Source organism: Oryzicola mucosus (genome assembly GCF_014534685.1).
Taxonomy (GTDB): domain Bacteria; phylum Pseudomonadota; class Alphaproteobacteria; order Rhizobiales; family Rhizobiaceae; genus Oryzicola; species Oryzicola mucosus.
Genome location: NZ_JACVVX010000003.1, coordinates 113,404 through 129,722, shown reverse-complemented (window position 1 = coordinate 129,722; position 16,319 = coordinate 113,404). Strand labels below are relative to the sequence as shown.

Sequence of the window (16,319 nt, the reverse complement as noted above, 5' to 3'; positions counted from 1 at the left end):
CCTATGGAACTCTGGATACTTTTCGGCTCGTTCACGCTCCTGATGTTGATCGGCACGCCGGTCGCCTTCTGTCTCGGCATCGCCAGTTTTGCCACCGTCGTCTATATGGGGCTGCCGCCGCTGGTCGTGTTCCAACGGCTTAACTCCGGCATGAGCGTGTTTTCTCTGCTCGCCATCCCCTTCTTCATCTATGCTGGCGATTTGATGGTGCGGGGCGGCATTGCCAGCCGCATCGTTGCTTTCGCCGCCTCGCTGGTGGGGCATGTGAGGGGCGGCCTCGGACAGGTGAACATCGTCACCGCCACCCTCTTCGGCGGCATTTCGGGATCGGCTGTCGCTGAGGCGGCGGCTGTCGGCGGTCTGATGATCCCGCAGATGAAGGCGCGGGGCTACGGCACGGACTATGCTGTCAACGTGACGTCGATGTCCGCGCTGATCGCGCTGTTGCTGCCGCCGTCGCACAACATGATCATCTACTCGATCTCGGCGGGCGGAAAGATTTCCATCGCCGATCTGTTCACCGCAGGCATTCTGCCCGGCATCCTGCTCGCGGCATCCCTGATGGTGACAGCCTATTTCGTGGCCCGCAAGCGCGGCTATCCAACGGAGCCCTTTCCGGGCTTCCTGATGGTCGCCCACCTTCTGGCGGTCGCTCTTCCTGGCCTTCTTTTGATCGCCATCATCTTCGGCGGCGTACGCTCGGGCATCTTCACCGCCACGGAAAGCTCCTGCATCGCCGTCATCTACGCGCTGCTGGTGACTATCTTCGTTTACCGCCAGCTCAACTGGAGCGACTTCGTCCATGCCACCATGGGCGCCGTGCGGACCACCGCGATGGTGCTCCTGATCATCGGCACGGCGGCGGCCTTCTCCTGGCTGATGGCGTTCCTCAAGGTTCCGACCTCGCTGGTCGCCTGGATGAACACGCTGTCGGAAAACCCGATCGTCATCCTGCTTTTGTTGAACGTAATCATGCTGCTGCTCGGCACCTTCATGGACATGGGGCCGACGATCATCATCACCACGCCGATCTTTTTGCCGATTGCGCAGTCCTATGGCATCGATCCCGTCCATTTCGGCGTCATCATGATCCTCAACTACGGCATTGGCTTGAACACGCCGCCCGTCGGCGCGGTGCAGTTCGTGGCCTGCGCGGTCGGCAAGATCACGGTCTGGCAGGCGATGCGCTCGATCTGGCCATTCTATGGCGCAGGCATCATGGTTCTCCTGCTAGTCACCTACGTCCCCGCCATCTCGCTCTGGCTTCCTAGCGTGTTCAAGTAAGGACGATACCATGTCGGAGATCACCGGCTTTCGCGTGGAACGAAAGCCCAAACTGTCGGAACGGGTGATCGCCACGCTTCGCGAGCAGATTCTGGCCGGGCAATTCGCCCCGGGCCAGAAGTTGCCCACTGAGGGTCAACTGACCGAGACGTTCGGGGTTTCACGAACGGTCGTCCGCGAGGCTCTGGCCACATTGGCGGCCGACGGCCTGGTGGAAGCCAAGCAAGGTGCGGGGGTGTTTGCGATCGAACGCCCGGCGCAGGCCTTCTTCAGCATCAGCAGCGAAAGCAGCACGACGATCTCCAATGCGCTCAATGTGCTCGAAGTGCGCATGGGCATCGAGATTGAGAGCGCAGGGCTCGCCGCCGCGCGCCGCAACGGCGCACAGGAAGCCAAAATCCAGGAAGCGTTCTTCGAATTCGAAAACCTGCTTGAAATCGGCCAGCCCACCGGCAAGACCGATTTCGATTTTCACCGCGCCATCGCCGCAGCCACTAACAATCCGTTCTACGTCGAGGTTCTGGATGCGCTGGGAACCCGCACGATCCCTTGCGACGTGACATCTCCTTGGGGGACCGACAGCGTGCTGACACGTGACTATCAGCAGGGGTTACAGCGCGAGCACCTCCTTATCATGCAGGCAATTTCGCAAGGTAACCCGGATGCGGCGCGCGACGCCATGCGGGCTCATCTTTCCGCCAGCCAACAAAGATACCGGGAGCGGCTCAATGGCCGCTACGAAGAATATCTGGCTGTCATCAGGCCCGGCTAAGCCGGTCAAAATCATAAAAAGGAATATCTGAATGGCTGAACCCCTCGACTACACGTCCCGTTATGCAATCGACCCTCAAAATGCCGCCGCAATGGGCACGGATGAACTGAGGGCGAATTTCCACATCGCCGACCTCTTCCAGCCCGGCGAGATCAGCCTCACCTATACCCACTACGACCGCATGGTGGTGGGCGGCGCTACGCCGACCGATGCCGCGCTGGAGCTCAAGGCGGTCAAGTCGATGGGCACCAAGTCATTCCTGGACCGCCGCGAAATGATCGTCGTCAATGTCGGCGCTTCCGGCATCGTCACCGTCGGCGATGAAGCCTACCCGCTCGAGACCCGCGACATGCTTTACATCGGCCTCGGCGCAGGCGATGTGGCGTTCACTTCAGCCAACGCGGCTTCCCCGGCGAAGTTCTACATCCTCAGCGCACCCGCGCATCACGCATATCCGACCCGCACGATCCGCATCGGCGACGCCAAGCGGCTCGACCTCGGCAGCCAGCAGACCTCGAACGAACGCTCAATCTTCCAGTTCACCAATTCCATCGAGACCTGCCAGCTCGTGGCGGGCATGACGCAGTTGGCCCCCGGCTCGGTCTGGAACACCATGCCCGCACATGTGCATGACCGCCGCATGGAGGTTTACCTTTATTTCGATCTGGCCGACACCGCGCGTGTCTTCCATTTCCTCGGTGAACCCGATGAAACCCGTCACATCGTCATGAAGAACGAGGAAGCCGTGCTGTCGCCGCCCTGGTCGATCCATTCCGGCGCCGGCACCTCAAACTACGCCTTCATCTGGGCCATGGCGGGCGACAATGTCGACTACACCGACGTCGATCCGGTTGCCGTCGAGGATCTCCGATGAGCGCTCCCTCTGCCTTTAGCCTGGACGGTTGCAAGGTCCTGGTGACGGGCGCCAACACGGGCATTGGCCAGGGCATCTGCCTGGCTATCGGCCGTGCCGGCGGTGCTGTCATCGGAGTGGGCCGTTCGTCGATGGATGACACGGCGCAGAAAATGCAGGCAATCGGCGCGAGCTTCGAGGCGGTCTCCTGCGACCTTGGCGACCATAAGGCAGCACAAGCCATGCTCGATGCTGCGTGGGAGAAGGCCGGAGCCATCGACGGCCTCGTCAACAACGCCGGCATCATCCGGCGCGCCGACGCCGTCGATTTCACCGAAGAAGATTGGGACGACGTCATGGACGTCAATCTCAAGAGCCTGTTTTTCCTGAGCCAGTTTTACGCCCGTAAACTTCTCGCCGCCGATGTGCCGGGCCGCATCGTCAACATCGCGTCGATGCTGTCTTTCCAGGGTGGCATCCGAGTGGCGTCCTACACCGCCTCCAAGCACGGCGTCCTCGGCATCACCCGCCTGCTGGCCTGCGAATGGGCGGCCAAGAATATCAACGTCAACGCGATAGCGCCCGGCTACATCGAGACAAACAACACCGAGGCGCTGCGCAACGACCCCGACCGCAGTGCGGCAATCCTGGGCCGCATCCCCGCCGGCCGTTGGGGGGAACCATCGGATATCGGCGATGCCGCCGTGTTCCTGCTGGCCCCCGCGTCTGGCTATATGCATGGCGCGGTGCTTCCCGTCGATGGCGGCTGGCTGGCGCGTTAGAAGGACAATTCAATGACTGAAATCAAGCTGTTCGCAACGCCTGAAACCGGCGTATGGGAGCCCACGCCGGACGGAAACCGCCGCCGCATCGTGCTCTACACCGACGAACTGATGATGGTGGAATTCGCCTTCGAAAAGGACGGCGTAGGCTGGCTGCACTCTCACCCGCATGTGCAATCCAGCTATGTCGCCGAAGGCCGTTTCGAAGTCACCATCGACGGCGAGGTTGAAACTGTTAGTGCTGGCGGTGCTTTCATCGTTCCTTCGGGGCTGGAACATGGCGTCAAGGCATTGGAGGCCGGCCGGCTGGTGGACTGCTTTACGCCCCACCGCGCCGATTTTTTGAAGACCGCCTGACAACGAAATAGGCCATCGATCCATCCCGGCAGGCGACCTCCGTACCCATCAAATGCCGAGATAGCGGTCCTTGACGGCGTCATCGATGGCAGCGGGTTCTCCCGACCAGACCGAGCGGCCGTTTTCGAGGATGACACAGCGGTCAGCCACCGGCAGCAGTTCCGACAGGGTCTTGTCGACCAGAAGGATCGACAGTCCGTCGGATTTCAGCGCCCGGATAGCGCGCCAGATATCCTGCCGGATCACAGGTGCGAGCCCCTCCGTCGCCTCGTCGAGAATGAGCAGGCGCGGGTTGGTCATCAGCGCGCGACCAATTGCCAGCATCTGCTGTTCGCCGCCCGAAAGCGTCTGCGAAAGCTGATTGCGCCGCTCGCCCAGACGTGGAAACAACTCATTGACCCGCTCCAGCGTCCAGCGGCCGGGCCGGGCCGCCGCGATCAGGTTCTCATAGACGGTCAGCGTGGCAAAGCAACGGCGCCCTTCCGGCACCAGGCCGATGCCACGGCGCGCGACACGGAACGCCGGCTGACGCGACGTGGACGTGCCGGCGAAGCTTATCGTGCCGCTCCTTGGCGGGTTGAGATTGCAGATAGACCGGATCGTGGTGCTCTTGCCCATGCCGTTGCGGCCCATCAGCGCCAGCACCTCGCCTTCGTCGAGCGCGAGATCGACGCCGAAGAGCGCCTGGCTGGAGCCGTAATAGGTGGCGATGTCGTTGACCTCGAGCAGCATCAGTCGTGGTCTCCGAGGTAGGCGGAGCGCACGGCCGGGTCCCGGCGGATGTCCTCCACGGTGCCCGTGGCGATGATGCGGCCATAGACCAGCACCGAAATCCGGTCGGCGAGTGCGAAGACGGCGTCCATGTCGTGCTCAACCAGAAGGATCGGCGCTTCCTGGCGCAGGCGGTCGAGAAAGCGGGTCAACGTCTTGGACCCCTCCGGCCCCATGCCGGCCATCGGCTCGTCGAGCAGGAAGGCGCGGGAACCAAGTGCCAGCGCAATGGCGATTTCAAGCTGCCGCCGCTCGCCATGCGACAGTTCCGACGCCGGTATCCGCGCCCGCTCGGCAAGCCCCACCCGGTCGAGTACCGTCATGGCGGGTTCGGTCAGCGAGCGGTCAAGCATCGCCGGCTTGAAGAAGCGGAAGCTCGATCCCTGTTTGGCCTGAACGGCGAGCATGACGTTGCGCAGTGCGGAGAATTCAGGCGCCAGCGATGAGACCTGGAACGTGCGTCCAAGGCCGCGTTGTGCGCGCTCGGCAACGCCAAGCCCGCCGATGTCTTGCCCAGCGAAGCGGATGGTGCCGGAATCCTGCCGCACCGTGCCGCAAATCTGGTGGATCAACGTCGACTTGCCGGCGCCGTTCGGGCCGATCAGCGCGTGTATCTCGCCGGGATGCAGGTCGAGTGTCACGCCATCAGTGGCGCGCAGCGCGCCAAAGGACTTGACCAGGTCGGAGATTTGCAGGACCGGCTCAACCATGGCGCGCCTTTCCGGCGATGAAGCCCAGCAGCCCGCCCCGCGCAAACAACACAACGCCCAAAAGGATCAATCCGAGGAAGAACTGCCAACGCTCCGTAATGCCGCCCAGCGCGTATTCGATGATCACGTAAAGGGCCGCTCCCGCCAGCGGTCCGAAGAGGCGTCCCGTACCGCCTAAAATGATCAGAACGATCAATTCGCCCGACATATGCCACGACAGCATCGAGGGGCTGACGAAACGGTTTAAATCAGCAAACAGCGCGCCTGCGAGAGCGGTCATCATTGCCGAGATGGCAAACGCCGTCAGGCGGATGCGAAACGGCCTGATGCCGACGGTAGCAACGCGCACCGGGTTCTGCCGCGCCGCCTGCAAGGCAGAGCCAAAACGCGATGCGCGGATCAGCGCGAACAGGCCTATGGCGGCCAGGAGGACCACGTAGCAGATCAGGAAGAAGCTCAGCGGTCGCATCGTGCTGACGCCCGGAAACTGGTTGCGGACGAGGATCGAAAGCCCGTCCTCGCCGCCATAGGCAGGCCACGACACCGCAAAATAATAGACCATCTGTGCGAAGGCCAGCGTGATCATGATGAAATAGACGCCCGAGGTGCGCAGGCTGATTGCACCGATGGCAAGGCCGGCGAGACCAGCCGTCACCGCTGCGACAATCCAGATGACAAGCATCTGGTTGGTGCCCGACAGTCCGAAGACCAGCGGTTCGCCCGAAAAGCCATGCGTCGCCAAAATGCCTGCGGCATAGCCGCCGATGCCGAAGAACGCCGCATGGCCGAAGGAGACCAGCCCGCCGAGGCCAAGCGCCAGGTTGAGCCCCGTAGCGGCGAGGGCAAGGATGGCGATGCGCGTGGCAAGCGTGATGTAGAAGGGCTGGCCGACAGCGTTGGCGAGAAGTGGCACCGCGAGCAACAAGGCTGCCAGGATGAAGTTGACGACGGTTTCGCGGCTCATGTCACGATCTCACGCATGCGCCGGCGGAAAAAGGCCGCGCGGCTTCACGGCAAGGATCAAGGCCATCACGATGTAGATCAGCATGGAGGCCAGCGCTCCGCCAATCATGCCGGCCTGCGAAGGCGGCACGAACAGCACGAAGAGTTTCGGCAGCAGAAAACGGCCCATCGTGTCGACCACGCCGACCAGGAGCGCGCCTAGAAGCGCACCTTTGATGGAGCCGATGCCGCCGATGACGATAACCACGAAAGCCAGGATCAGCACCGGCTCTCCCATGCCGACCTGCACCGATTGCAGAGCGCCAACCATAGCGCCGGCAAAGCCGGCAAGGGCCGCTCCCAACGCGAACACGACGGTGTAGAGCGTGCGGATGTCGACCCCGAGTGCGCCGATCATTTCGCGATCGCTTTCGCCAGCCCTGATGCGGATGCCGAGCCGGGTCCGCGAGATGAGAAGATACAGCGCAAACGCCACCAACGCGCCGGCCGCGATGATGGCGAGGCGATAGAGCGGGTATTGCGTGCCGCCGGGGAGCGGCACCGCCCCCTGCAGCAGCGGTGGGATGTCGAGATAAAGCGGGAACGAGCCAAACATCCAGCGGGTTCCCTCGGAAAAGATCAGGATCAGCGCGAAGGTCGCCAGCACCTGGTCGAGATGATCCCGGTCGTAAAGCCTGCGGATAACCAGCAATTCGACGATTGCACCCGCCGCCGCGGCGCAGGCAAGGCTGGCGAACAACCCGAGCCAGAACGAGCCCGTCCACGCCGCCACGGTGGCGCAGGCGAAGGCGCCGACCATGTAAAGCGAGCCGTGGGCAAGATTGATGAGACCCATGACGCCGAAAATCAGCGTCAGCCCGGCAGCCATGAGAAACAACATGACGCCGAGCTGCAGGCCGTTCAGCAACTGCTCGAGAGCAAGTGCAAAGGTCACAAGGTGCCCTTACATCTTGCAGTCTTTGGCATAGGCGTCGCCATGGTCGGTAAAGATCTTCTCCACCGTCTTGTTGGTCAGCACGTCGCCTTCCTTGGTCACTTCGGTGACGTAGATATCCTGGATGGGATGCTGGTTTGTGTTGAACTTGAAGTTGCCGCGCGGCGACTTGATGTCGGCCTTGAGAAGTTCCGCGCGGAAGGCTTCGGTGTCTTTCACGTCAGCATTCGCGGCCGCCGACAGGATGAGCTGGGCAGCATCATAAGCCTGCACCGCATAGAGCGACGGCAGGCGGTTGTATTCCTTCTGGAAGTCGGCCACGAACTTCTTGTTGGCTTCGTTGTCGAGATCCTTGACCCACTGGCCCGACGCCTTGACGCCCAGGGCTGCATCACCGATTGCCGGCAGCACGTCCTGGCTGAATGAGAAGCCGGGTCCCATGATTGGGATGTTTACGCCCGACTGCGCATACTGCTTCATGAAGGCAATGCCCATGCCACCGGGCAGAAAGGCGAAGACGCCATCTGCGCCGGAAGCCCTGATCTGGGCGATTTCAGCCGCATAGTCGGTCTGGCCGACCTGGGTGTAGACTTCAGCCGCCAGCTCACCCTTGAAGTAGCGCTTGAAGCCGGTCAGCGAATCCTTGCCGGCCGGATAGTTGGGCGCCATGATGAACAGCTTCTTGTAGTCCTTGTTGGCGTATTCGCCCATGGCCTCGTGAAGGTTGTCGTTCTGGTAGGCGGCGTTGAAATAGAGCGGGTTGCAGTTGGCGCCCGCCAACGCAGCCGGCGCCGCATTGGTCGAAACGTAGAACTTGCCCTGTGCCACCGCGCTCGGCGCCACTGCCATCAGGAGGTTCGACCAGACGATACCGGTGAGGATGTCTACCTGATCGCTCTGGATCATCTTGTCGGCGATCTGCACGGCCAGTTCAGGCTTCTGCCCATCGTCCTCGGTGATGACCTCGATGTCCTTGTTGCCGGACTGCTTGATGGCCAGCATGAAGCCGTCGCGGGTGTCGACGCCCAGCCCAGCGCCGCCGCCCGACAGGGTGGTGATCATACCGATCTTCACCGGCTCGGCCACGGCAAGGCCGGATGCGCCGACGGCGAGGGCGAGCGTGGCGGCGGAAAGCAAATTCTTCATCGTAGAGCTCCCATTTTTGTTCTCTTGACGCACCCTCTGGCAAGATTGCCGGCGATGTCATCGATTGTCTCGTTACCTCCCATACTTGCCGGGAGACGTCCACTGTCGCAATTGAACCTTAGGATCTGTGAACAGCTAAACCTTAGGCGGTCGTTGTCTGCTTCAGTCGAAACCGTTGAATCTTTCCAGACTCCGTTTTCGGAAGTGCCTGCGTGAAGACGATGGAGCGGGGATATTTGTAAGGGGCAATGATGCCCTTCACATGTTCCTGCAACGCCGCCGCCAGCATGTCCGAAGCTGTGGCATCGCCGTTCAAAACCACATGCGCCTCGACAATATGGCCGCGTGCTTCGTCCGGTACGCCTATAACTGCGCATTCCAGGACATGCTCGTGCTTGAGCAACGCCGCTTCGACTTCAGGACCGGCGATGTTGTAACCGGCAGAGACAATCATATCGTCGGAACGGGCGGCGAAATGAAAATAGCCGTCCTCGTCCTGCACGAAGCTGTCGCCCGTCAGGTTCCAGCCATCGCGGACGTAATCCTTCTGCCGGTCGTCGGCGAGATAGCGGCAGCCCACCGGCCCACGGACGGCCAGCATCCCGATAGTGCCGCGCGGCACCTCGTTCATGGCGTCGTCGACCACCTTGGCCCGATAGCCCTTCAGCGGCTTGCCGGTGCAGGCCGGCTTCGTGTCGTCGAGGCGATTGGAGATGAAGATATGCAGCATCTCCGTCGCGCCGATGCCGTCGAGGATCGGCTTTCCCGTTTTTGCAACCCACTGATCGAAGACCGGCGCAGGCAAAGTCTCGCCAGCCGAAACCGCCACCCGCAATGACGACAGGTCTGCACCCTCTTCCATCGCGGCCAGCATGGCGCGGTAGGCGGTGGGCGCGGTAAAGCAGATCGTTGCTTTGTACTTCTGGATGATGTCGATCATGTTTGGCGGGGTTGCACTTTCGAGCAAAGCCGCGCTCGCGCCAAACCGCAACGGGAAGATCGCCAGCCCGCCCAGGCCGAAAGTAAAGGCAAGCGGCGGCGAACCGACGAACACGTCTTCCGGCTGCACGTCGAGAATTTCTTTGGCATAGGCGTCAGCGACGATGAGGATGTCGCGATGAAAATGCATCGTCGCTTTAGGGATTCCGGTCGAGCCGGAGGTGAAGCCGAGCAGTGCGACATCGTCGCGGCCCGTTTGCACCGCCTGGAAAGCCACGGGCTTGTCGAGAGCGGCGCGGTCGAGTTCGGCATCGTGGTTGGCGGTGCCGTCGAAGCCGATCACCTGCTTGAGAAAGACGCTGTCCTTGGCGCAGGCGACCATCTCGTCCATCAGCCGAGTGTCGCACAGGGCGTGGGTGATCTCGGCCTTGTCGACGATCTTGGAAAGCTCTCCGGCCCTCAGCATTGGCATGGTGTTGACCACCACGGCACCCGCCTTGGTGGCTGCCAGCCAGCAGGCGACCATCGCCGGGTTGTTGGCGGAGCGGATCAGAACGCGATTGCCCGGTTGGACGCCGAAATCGGCGACCAGCGCCGCGGCGAGCCGATTGGTCCAGTCGCTCAGTTCCTTGTAGGTGCGCCGACGGCCGTTTCCGATCAGCGCCACGCGGTCGCCGAAACCGCGCTCGACCATTCTGTCGGTCAGTTCGACGCCGGCATTCAGCCATTCGGGATAATCGAATCCGTCGAGATCGATCTGCGGCCAATCATGAAACGAGGGGAGATTGTCACGCGCGAAGCTGTCGACGTGAACCGTCGGTCCAAGCATATTGAGTTCCCATTCGTTACACAGCGAACGGCCGAGCATGTTTCCGCCCTTAACCGATACCGGCAGGACGCCGCCACAAGCGCGCGTCTCATAGGGTCAGCATCGCATCGTCGGCAGCGTCTATCAAGCCATAAAGTTTAAGCTTGTAATAATTTTTGGAGCGCGTGCTTGCACCCGGATTTCGGCCGTTCGGCGTCCCCCAGCTTTTTCTCCCGCGCGGCGTCAACCAGCGATCCATTCTTTCCCCGGAACAACCCAGCGCGCGAGGAATTATTCAGCCAGGAAGGCCGTCATCCCGGCCGTTTTAAACCCAGGCAGGAGCGCCTTCATGAAGACCACGTTGACCGTCAACGGCCAGTTGCGCCATCTGGACGCCGACCCGCGAACCACGCTGCTGGATGCGCTGCGCAACCATCTCAACCTCACCGGCAGCAAGAAGGGCTGCGACCACGGCCAGTGCGGTGCCTGCACAGTCATCGTCAACGGACGACGCATCAATTCGTGTCTGTCGCTGGCCTGCATGCATGACAGCGACGAGGTCGTCACCATAGAAGGGATCGGCACGCCCGAGCATCTGTCGGCGCTGCAACAGGCCTTCGTCTCCCATGATGGCTTCCAGTGCGGCTTCTGCACCCCCGGCCAGATTTGCTCGGCGACAGCCATGTTGGACGAAGTCGAGGCGGGCTGGCCAAGCCATGTCAGCGCCGACGTCACCGCGAAACAGGACCTGACGGTTGAGGAAATTTCCGAGCGGATGAGCGGCAATCTTTGCCGCTGCTCGGCCTACCCCAACATTGTCGATGCCATCATGGACGTGGCAGGGAGCGCCAAACGATGAACCCTTTCGAATACACCCGCGCAGCTTCCCGACATGAAGCGGCAACGATGGCCGCAGGCGGCGCCACCGTCATCGCTGGCGGTACCAACCTGCTCGACCTGATGAAGCTTGAAGTGATGACGCCCGAGCGACTTGTCGACATCAGCCGGCTCGATATGGACGACATCGAAACCACGGCAGATGGCGGCCTGCGGATCGGCGCCATGGTGCGCAACAGCGACCTCGCCGCGCATGAAATCGTGCGCTCGACCTATCCGGTTCTTTCCCGCGCATTGCTGGCCGGCGCCAGCGGCCAGCTTCGCAACAAGGCGAGCACCGGCGGCAATCTGCTTCAGCGCACGCGCTGCTATTATTTCTATGACACTGCCATGCCCTGCAACAAACGCGAGCCCGGCAGCGGCTGTCAGGCCATCGGTGGAGCGACCCGGCTGCACGCCATTTTCGGTGCCAGCGACCACTGTATCGCCACCCATCCCAGCGACATGGCAGTTGCTCTTCAGGCATTGGACGCCAAGGTCGAGATCGAAAATGCCACCGGCGATATCCGGACGGTGGAGTTGGAGAGCTTCTATCGTCTGCCCGGCAATACGCCGCATATCGAAACCGAACTGAAGCCCGGCGATCTGATTACCGCCGTCATAATACCTCCCGCCAAAGGCAGCCGGCAGACCTACCGAAAGGTGCGCGACCGGGCTTCCTATGCCTTTGCGTTGGTCTCCGTTGCCGGCGTCATCGAGATGTCGGACGGCAAGATCGCTCATGCATCCCTCGCCTTCGGCGGCGTAGCCCACAAGCCGTGGCGCAACGCGGAGATCGAACAGATGCTGCTCGGCGAAGCGCCGTCGCAAGATTTGTTTCGTCGTGTCGCCGATACGTTGCTTCGCAACGCCGAAGCGCAAGGCGACAATGCATTCAAGATCAAGCTTCTGCATCGCACACTGTGTGCCGTGCTGACCGAACTGACGGAAGGCTGACCCGATGACCCTTCATCTCAAGATGGACGACCGTGACGACCGCTACCGGCTCGACGACATGGTGCAAGGCTTGGTCGGCACGCCAACGGACCGGCCCGAGGGCAAGCTCAAGGTTTCCGGCAAGGCAAGCTATGCCATGGATGTCCTGCCGGACGATGTGTGTCACGGCGTTCTCGTCCGCGCCACGATTACCCACGGCAAATTGCGCGACCTGGATACCGAGGCAGTGAGGGCCTTGCCTGGCATCCGCACAGTCATCACCGGCAAGCGCATGCTGCGCAACCCCGCCCAAGGCATGGCCGGCAAGGCCCCGGTTCAGGGCTCCGACGACATTGCTTATTTCGGCCAGCCCGTCGCTCTTGTAGTCGCCGACACGCTCGAACAGGCCCGACATGGCGCCCTGGCGTTACGCCTGACCCTGGAAGCCAAAGGCGATGCGGTTGTCAATCCGCACGACCCCGATGCATCTGTCGAGATGCCGAAGAAGGAGCAGGTTCTCATCGGCGATCTCGACGAGGCTATGAAAAAGGCCGCCTTCTCCGTGGATCAGCATTATACAACGCCCGGCCATTCAAGTGCCGCAATGGAGCCGCACGCATCTGTAGCGCACTGGCATGGCGACAGCGTCACTTTGCGCGGCAGTTATCAGATGTTGGCCTATAACAAGGCCGAACTGGCCGATGCGCTCGGCATTTCGGAGAAGAACGTCCGCATTCTCGCGCCTTATGTCGGCGGCGGTTTCGGTGCCAAGCTGGGCATTTCGCCTGAGGCGGTGGCCGCGGCTCTGGCTTCAAAGGAACTCGGTGTTCCGGTGGCGGTGTCAATGACGCGGCAACAGGTCTTCGAAACGACGATGCGTCGTTCCGAAACGAACCAGCGCATCAGGCTTGCCGCGGACGAGAACGGTCTTTTGACGGGGATCGGTCATGAGGCGTTGGTCTCCAACCTGCCCGGCGAAGACTTTTCCGAGCCGGTGACGCAGGCCACACCGTTCCTTTATCGCGGTGAAAACCGTGAGATTGTGCACAAGATCGCGCGCATCCACCGTACCTGCGCCGGCTCCGTTCGCGCACCGGGCGAGGCCGTTGGACTGACGGTACTGGAAATCGCCATGGACGAATTGGCGGAAAAAGCGGGTATCGACCCTGTTGAACTGCGCAAGAAGAACATTCCTGATCAGGATCCTACCGATCAAATCCCCTTCTCGTCGCATGCACTGGCGGAAGCGCTTGACGAGGGCGCACGCCGTTTCGGTTGGGATAAGCGCAATCCCAAGCCGCGGTCGACCCGAGATGGCGAATGGTTCGTCGGCATGGGCATGGCGTCTGCCGTACGCGTCAACATGCTGATCGAATCCAAAGCCCGAGTGACCCTCTCCGCCGATGGCCGCGCCATGATCGAAACCGATATGACCGACATCGGTACGGGGACCTATGCGATTCTTGGCCAGATTGCCGGCGAGATGCTCGGCCTGCCGATGGAGGATGTCGAAACGCGTCTGGGCGATACGGAGTTTCCTCCTGCGTCCGGCTCAGGCGGTTCTTTCGGTGCCGCATCCAACGGAACGGCGGTGTTGCTCGGCTGCGAGGAAATCCGCCGTCAGCTTTGCAAGAAGCTGAATTGTGAAGATGCGGACATGACCTTGAAGGGCGGATACGCCATCGTCGGCAACAAGCGCATCGCTTTACGCGACGTACTCGACGGCGACACGCTGGTGGGCGAAGGCCACGTCCAACCAGGCAAAGCCGAAAAGAAAGTGCGTCAGGCAACCTATGGCAGCTATTTCGCCGAGGTAGGCGTCAACAGCGTTACCGGCGAGACGCGGCTGCGGCGCATGCTCGGCGTGTTCGCAGCGGGACGCATTCTGAATGCAAAGACAGCGCGCTCGCAATGTCTAGGCGGCATGACCTTTGGCATCGGCATGGCATTGACTGAAGAACTCATCCATGACCGCCGCGACGGCCACATGGTCAATCACGACTTTGCCGAGTACCATTTGCCGGTGAATGCCGACGTGCCCCAGATCGAGGTCGTACTGCTGGAAGAACGCGACGAGTGGGCCAATCCACTGCAGGCAAAGGGTATCGGCGAGTTGGGCATTTGCGGCGCAGCCGGATCCATCGTCAATGCGATCTACAATGCCTGCGGTGTTCGCGTAAGACAGTTGCCTGCGACGCTCGATAAGGTGATCGACGGATTGGACGAGGCTACGTGACCGCAGGCTTTTTCCAACCGTTAAGCATGGACTGAAGCCTCAGCTTGGCATTCATGAAATCGCTACCATCACCGCGTCAAATTCTACTTGAACAGGGCACAACTTCGCCGTCGACGAACGGCTTAACGACTGGGAGGCACTACCGATGCGGGCAACTATAACAGGGACGACACTACCAGTTCTGCAAATCGAACTTGCGGCGGGTGAAAAGGTCATTGCCGGACCGGATCAGCTCTCCTGGCTGATGGGTCCGGTGGAGATGAATACCACGACATCTACTGCCGGCAGCAGCGGTCTCTGGGGTGCCGTCACACGCGCGATTTCAGGCGGCGGCCTGTTCATGACCGAGTTCGAAGCCAGGGGCGGCGCCGGTGTCGTTGCTTTTGCCGCACAGATTCCGGGCACCATCCATGAAGTGCAGGTCGATGGCGGACGCTCCTATATGGTCCACCATCATGGCTTCCTCTGCGCGAGCGCCGGCGTCGAACTCGGCACCGGCGTCCAGCAGTCGCTTGGCGCCGGCATCTTTGGCGGCGAAGGCTTCGTGCTGCAGAAGCTCTCCGGCCGATGCACTGCGTGGGTGGAACTCGGCGGCGAAACCGTGATCCATGAGCTGCAGGCGGGACAGTCCATGCTGGTCCACCCCGGCCATATCGGCATGTTCGAGGACAGCGTTCATTTCGAGATGACCACGGTTCGCGGCGTCAAGAACATGATGTTCGGCGGCGATGGCCTCTTCCTGGCGCGGCTTTCGGGACCGGGTAAAGTCTGGCTGCAGACGCTGACCGCCCCAAAGCTCGCCCATGCGCTCGCTCCCTACATGCCAAAGGCAGAACGGTAATATCCGACATGAGCCGACTTTCTCATAAGCTTCTCGGCGCTGGTGCGGTCTTGCTTTGCACCTTTCCCGCCATGGCAGACCCGGATTATTCCGGCTTCGAGAAGGAAACGCTGCTGCGTTTCCACAATGCGCCCGAAGCCGGCGCGCCGATCCGCTTTTCACCCACTCTGGAGATGTCGTTCGGGGGCGAACCGACCCGCGCCATCATGGATACGGGCTCGACCGGCATCGTCGTCTCGGCGGATGTGATCCCGGACGTGCAGAATTTGAAGTCGACAGGCACCGGTACGCTGACCTACTCCAGCTCGGGCCGGATCATGCACGGCAACTGGGTCGTTACCCCTGTCACCATCACCGGCAGCAACGGCGAAAGCGTCACCACCACGCCCCTGCCGGTTCTGGCGGTGAACCGCATCGACTGTTTCAGCAATGCACGCGACTGCGAACCGACCGACAATCCGACGCGTGTCGCCATGATGGGCATTGGCTTCGGGCGAGAAAGCGACCATCAGGGCCAGAGTACACCCGACAAAAACCCGTTTCTCAATGTCGCGGATATGGGCACGGCCGGTGGACCCGGCTCCATGAGCCGTGGCTATATCGTCACGCGCGAGAGCATCTATCTCGGCCTGACCGGAGGCAACACGCGCGGTTTCGAGTTCGTCCAGCTGACGCAGAACAGCACCACCAATGACTGGTCGGGCGTCGCGGCCTGCATCTCGCTCGGTGGCGGCGAACCCGCTTGCGGCACGGCGCTGGTGGATACGGGCGTGACCGTCATGTATCTTACCTTGCCCACCGACCGTGAGAAGGGGAACACCCAGGATGGCGAGAACGGTGCGAAGACACTCGTGCCCGAGACCGAACTGAGCGTGATCTTCGGTGCGACCCCGTCGGCCGAGGCGCCCGGCTATGCCTTTAGCGTCGGCGACACCGACCAGCCTGCCGCGCCTGAGCGGATCGTGCTTGTCGGAGGCGAGAACAGGCCGACCTTCGTCAACACCAGCGTCCATGCGCTGAACGCATTCGATTATCTCTACGATGCCGACAACGGCTATGTCGGCTTCCGGAAGATATCGGAGTAGTTGATACGATCGGCAAGGCGCGCGAT

General features: G+C 61.6%; 16 protein-coding genes. 10 read left to right on the top strand and 6 right to left on the bottom strand.

What is annotated here, in order from left to right; all coding sequences use genetic code 11:
• Window positions 1-3: 3 nt before the first annotated feature.
• From ICI42_RS10910 to ICI42_RS10890, 5 genes are read left to right on the top strand one after another with little or no spacing between them, the layout of a single operon-like run.
• Entirely contained in the window at window positions 4-1,284 is a 1,281-nt protein-coding gene (locus ICI42_RS10910) for a TRAP transporter large permease (protein ID WP_188164605.1), read from the top strand.
• 10 nt (window positions 1,285-1,294) lie between these two features.
• Window positions 1,295-2,056 (top strand): FadR/GntR family transcriptional regulator, encoded by a 762-nt coding sequence (locus ICI42_RS10905; RefSeq protein ID WP_188164604.1) that lies wholly within the window; start codon window positions 1,295-1,297, stop codon window positions 2,054-2,056.
• 31 nt (window positions 2,057-2,087) lie between these two features.
• Window positions 2,088-2,930: a 5-dehydro-4-deoxy-D-glucuronate isomerase gene (gene kduI, locus ICI42_RS10900; RefSeq protein ID WP_188164603.1), complete on the top strand. Its 843-nt coding sequence runs from the start codon at window positions 2,088-2,090 to the stop codon at window positions 2,928-2,930.
• Complete coding sequence (gene kduD, locus ICI42_RS10895) at window positions 2,927-3,691, top strand: 2-dehydro-3-deoxy-D-gluconate 5-dehydrogenase KduD (RefSeq protein WP_188164602.1); 765 nt, start codon at window positions 2,927-2,929, stop codon at window positions 3,689-3,691. The genes kduI and kduD overlap by 4 nt, the downstream gene beginning before the upstream one ends.
• A gap of 12 nt (window positions 3,692-3,703) precedes the next feature.
• Window positions 3,704-4,048, top strand: a complete 345-nt coding sequence (locus ICI42_RS10890; RefSeq protein ID WP_188164601.1) for a cupin domain-containing protein — start codon at window positions 3,704-3,706, stop codon at window positions 4,046-4,048.
• Between the two features lie 48 nt (window positions 4,049-4,096).
• Here the strand turns inward: ICI42_RS10890 and ICI42_RS10885 are convergent, their stop codons facing one another.
• The 6 genes from ICI42_RS10885 to ICI42_RS10860 form a co-directional block, all read right to left on the bottom strand.
• A complete protein-coding gene (locus ICI42_RS10885) occupies window positions 4,097-4,783 on the bottom strand; it encodes an ABC transporter ATP-binding protein (RefSeq protein WP_210317196.1) in 687 nt (228 codons plus the stop codon).
• A complete protein-coding gene (locus ICI42_RS10880; protein ID WP_188164599.1) occupies window positions 4,780-5,529 on the bottom strand; it encodes an ABC transporter ATP-binding protein in 750 nt (249 codons plus the stop codon). The genes ICI42_RS10885 and ICI42_RS10880 overlap by 4 nt, the downstream gene beginning before the upstream one ends.
• A complete protein-coding gene (locus ICI42_RS10875; protein WP_188164598.1) occupies window positions 5,522-6,493 on the bottom strand; it encodes a branched-chain amino acid ABC transporter permease in 972 nt (323 codons plus the stop codon). Before ICI42_RS10875 ends, ICI42_RS10880 begins: the two co-directional genes overlap by 8 nt.
• 9 nt (window positions 6,494-6,502) lie before the next feature.
• Complete coding sequence (locus ICI42_RS10870) at window positions 6,503-7,426, bottom strand: branched-chain amino acid ABC transporter permease (protein ID WP_188164597.1); 924 nt, start codon at window positions 7,424-7,426, stop codon at window positions 6,503-6,505.
• A gap of 9 nt (window positions 7,427-7,435) precedes the next feature.
• Window positions 7,436-8,572 carry an ABC transporter substrate-binding protein gene (locus ICI42_RS10865; RefSeq protein WP_188164596.1) on the bottom strand — a complete coding sequence of 379 codons (1,137 nt, stop codon included), beginning with the start codon at window positions 8,570-8,572 and terminating at the stop codon, window positions 7,436-7,438.
• A 142-nt stretch (window positions 8,573-8,714) separates the two neighbouring features.
• Window positions 8,715-10,340 carry an AMP-binding protein gene (locus ICI42_RS10860; protein ID WP_188164595.1) on the bottom strand — a complete coding sequence of 542 codons (1,626 nt, stop codon included), beginning with the start codon at window positions 10,338-10,340 and terminating at the stop codon, window positions 8,715-8,717.
• 328 nt (window positions 10,341-10,668) lie between these two features.
• Here ICI42_RS10860 and ICI42_RS10855 point away from each other — a divergent pair, with 328 nt between their 5' ends.
• The 5 genes from ICI42_RS10855 (at window position 10,669) to ICI42_RS10835 (ending at window position 16,293) form a co-directional block, all read left to right on the top strand.
• The gene (locus ICI42_RS10855; protein ID WP_188164594.1) at window positions 10,669-11,178 is read left to right on the top strand and encodes a 2Fe-2S iron-sulfur cluster-binding protein; all 510 of its coding nucleotides are present in this window, start codon (window positions 10,669-10,671) and stop codon (window positions 11,176-11,178) included.
• A complete protein-coding gene (locus tag ICI42_RS10850; protein ID WP_188164593.1) occupies window positions 11,175-12,152 on the top strand; it encodes an FAD binding domain-containing protein in 978 nt (325 codons plus the stop codon). Before ICI42_RS10855 ends, ICI42_RS10850 begins: the two co-directional genes overlap by 4 nt.
• 4 nt (window positions 12,153-12,156) lie before the next feature.
• Entirely contained in the window at window positions 12,157-14,367 is a 2,211-nt protein-coding gene (locus ICI42_RS10845; protein ID WP_188164592.1) for a xanthine dehydrogenase family protein molybdopterin-binding subunit, read from the top strand.
• A 145-nt stretch (window positions 14,368-14,512) separates the two neighbouring features.
• A complete protein-coding gene (locus tag ICI42_RS10840) occupies window positions 14,513-15,208 on the top strand; it encodes an AIM24 family protein (RefSeq protein ID WP_188164591.1) in 696 nt (231 codons plus the stop codon).
• Between the two features lie 8 nt (window positions 15,209-15,216).
• Complete coding sequence (locus tag ICI42_RS10835; protein WP_188164590.1) at window positions 15,217-16,293, top strand: hypothetical protein; 1,077 nt, start codon at window positions 15,217-15,219, stop codon at window positions 16,291-16,293.
• Window positions 16,294-16,319 lie beyond the last annotated feature (26 nt).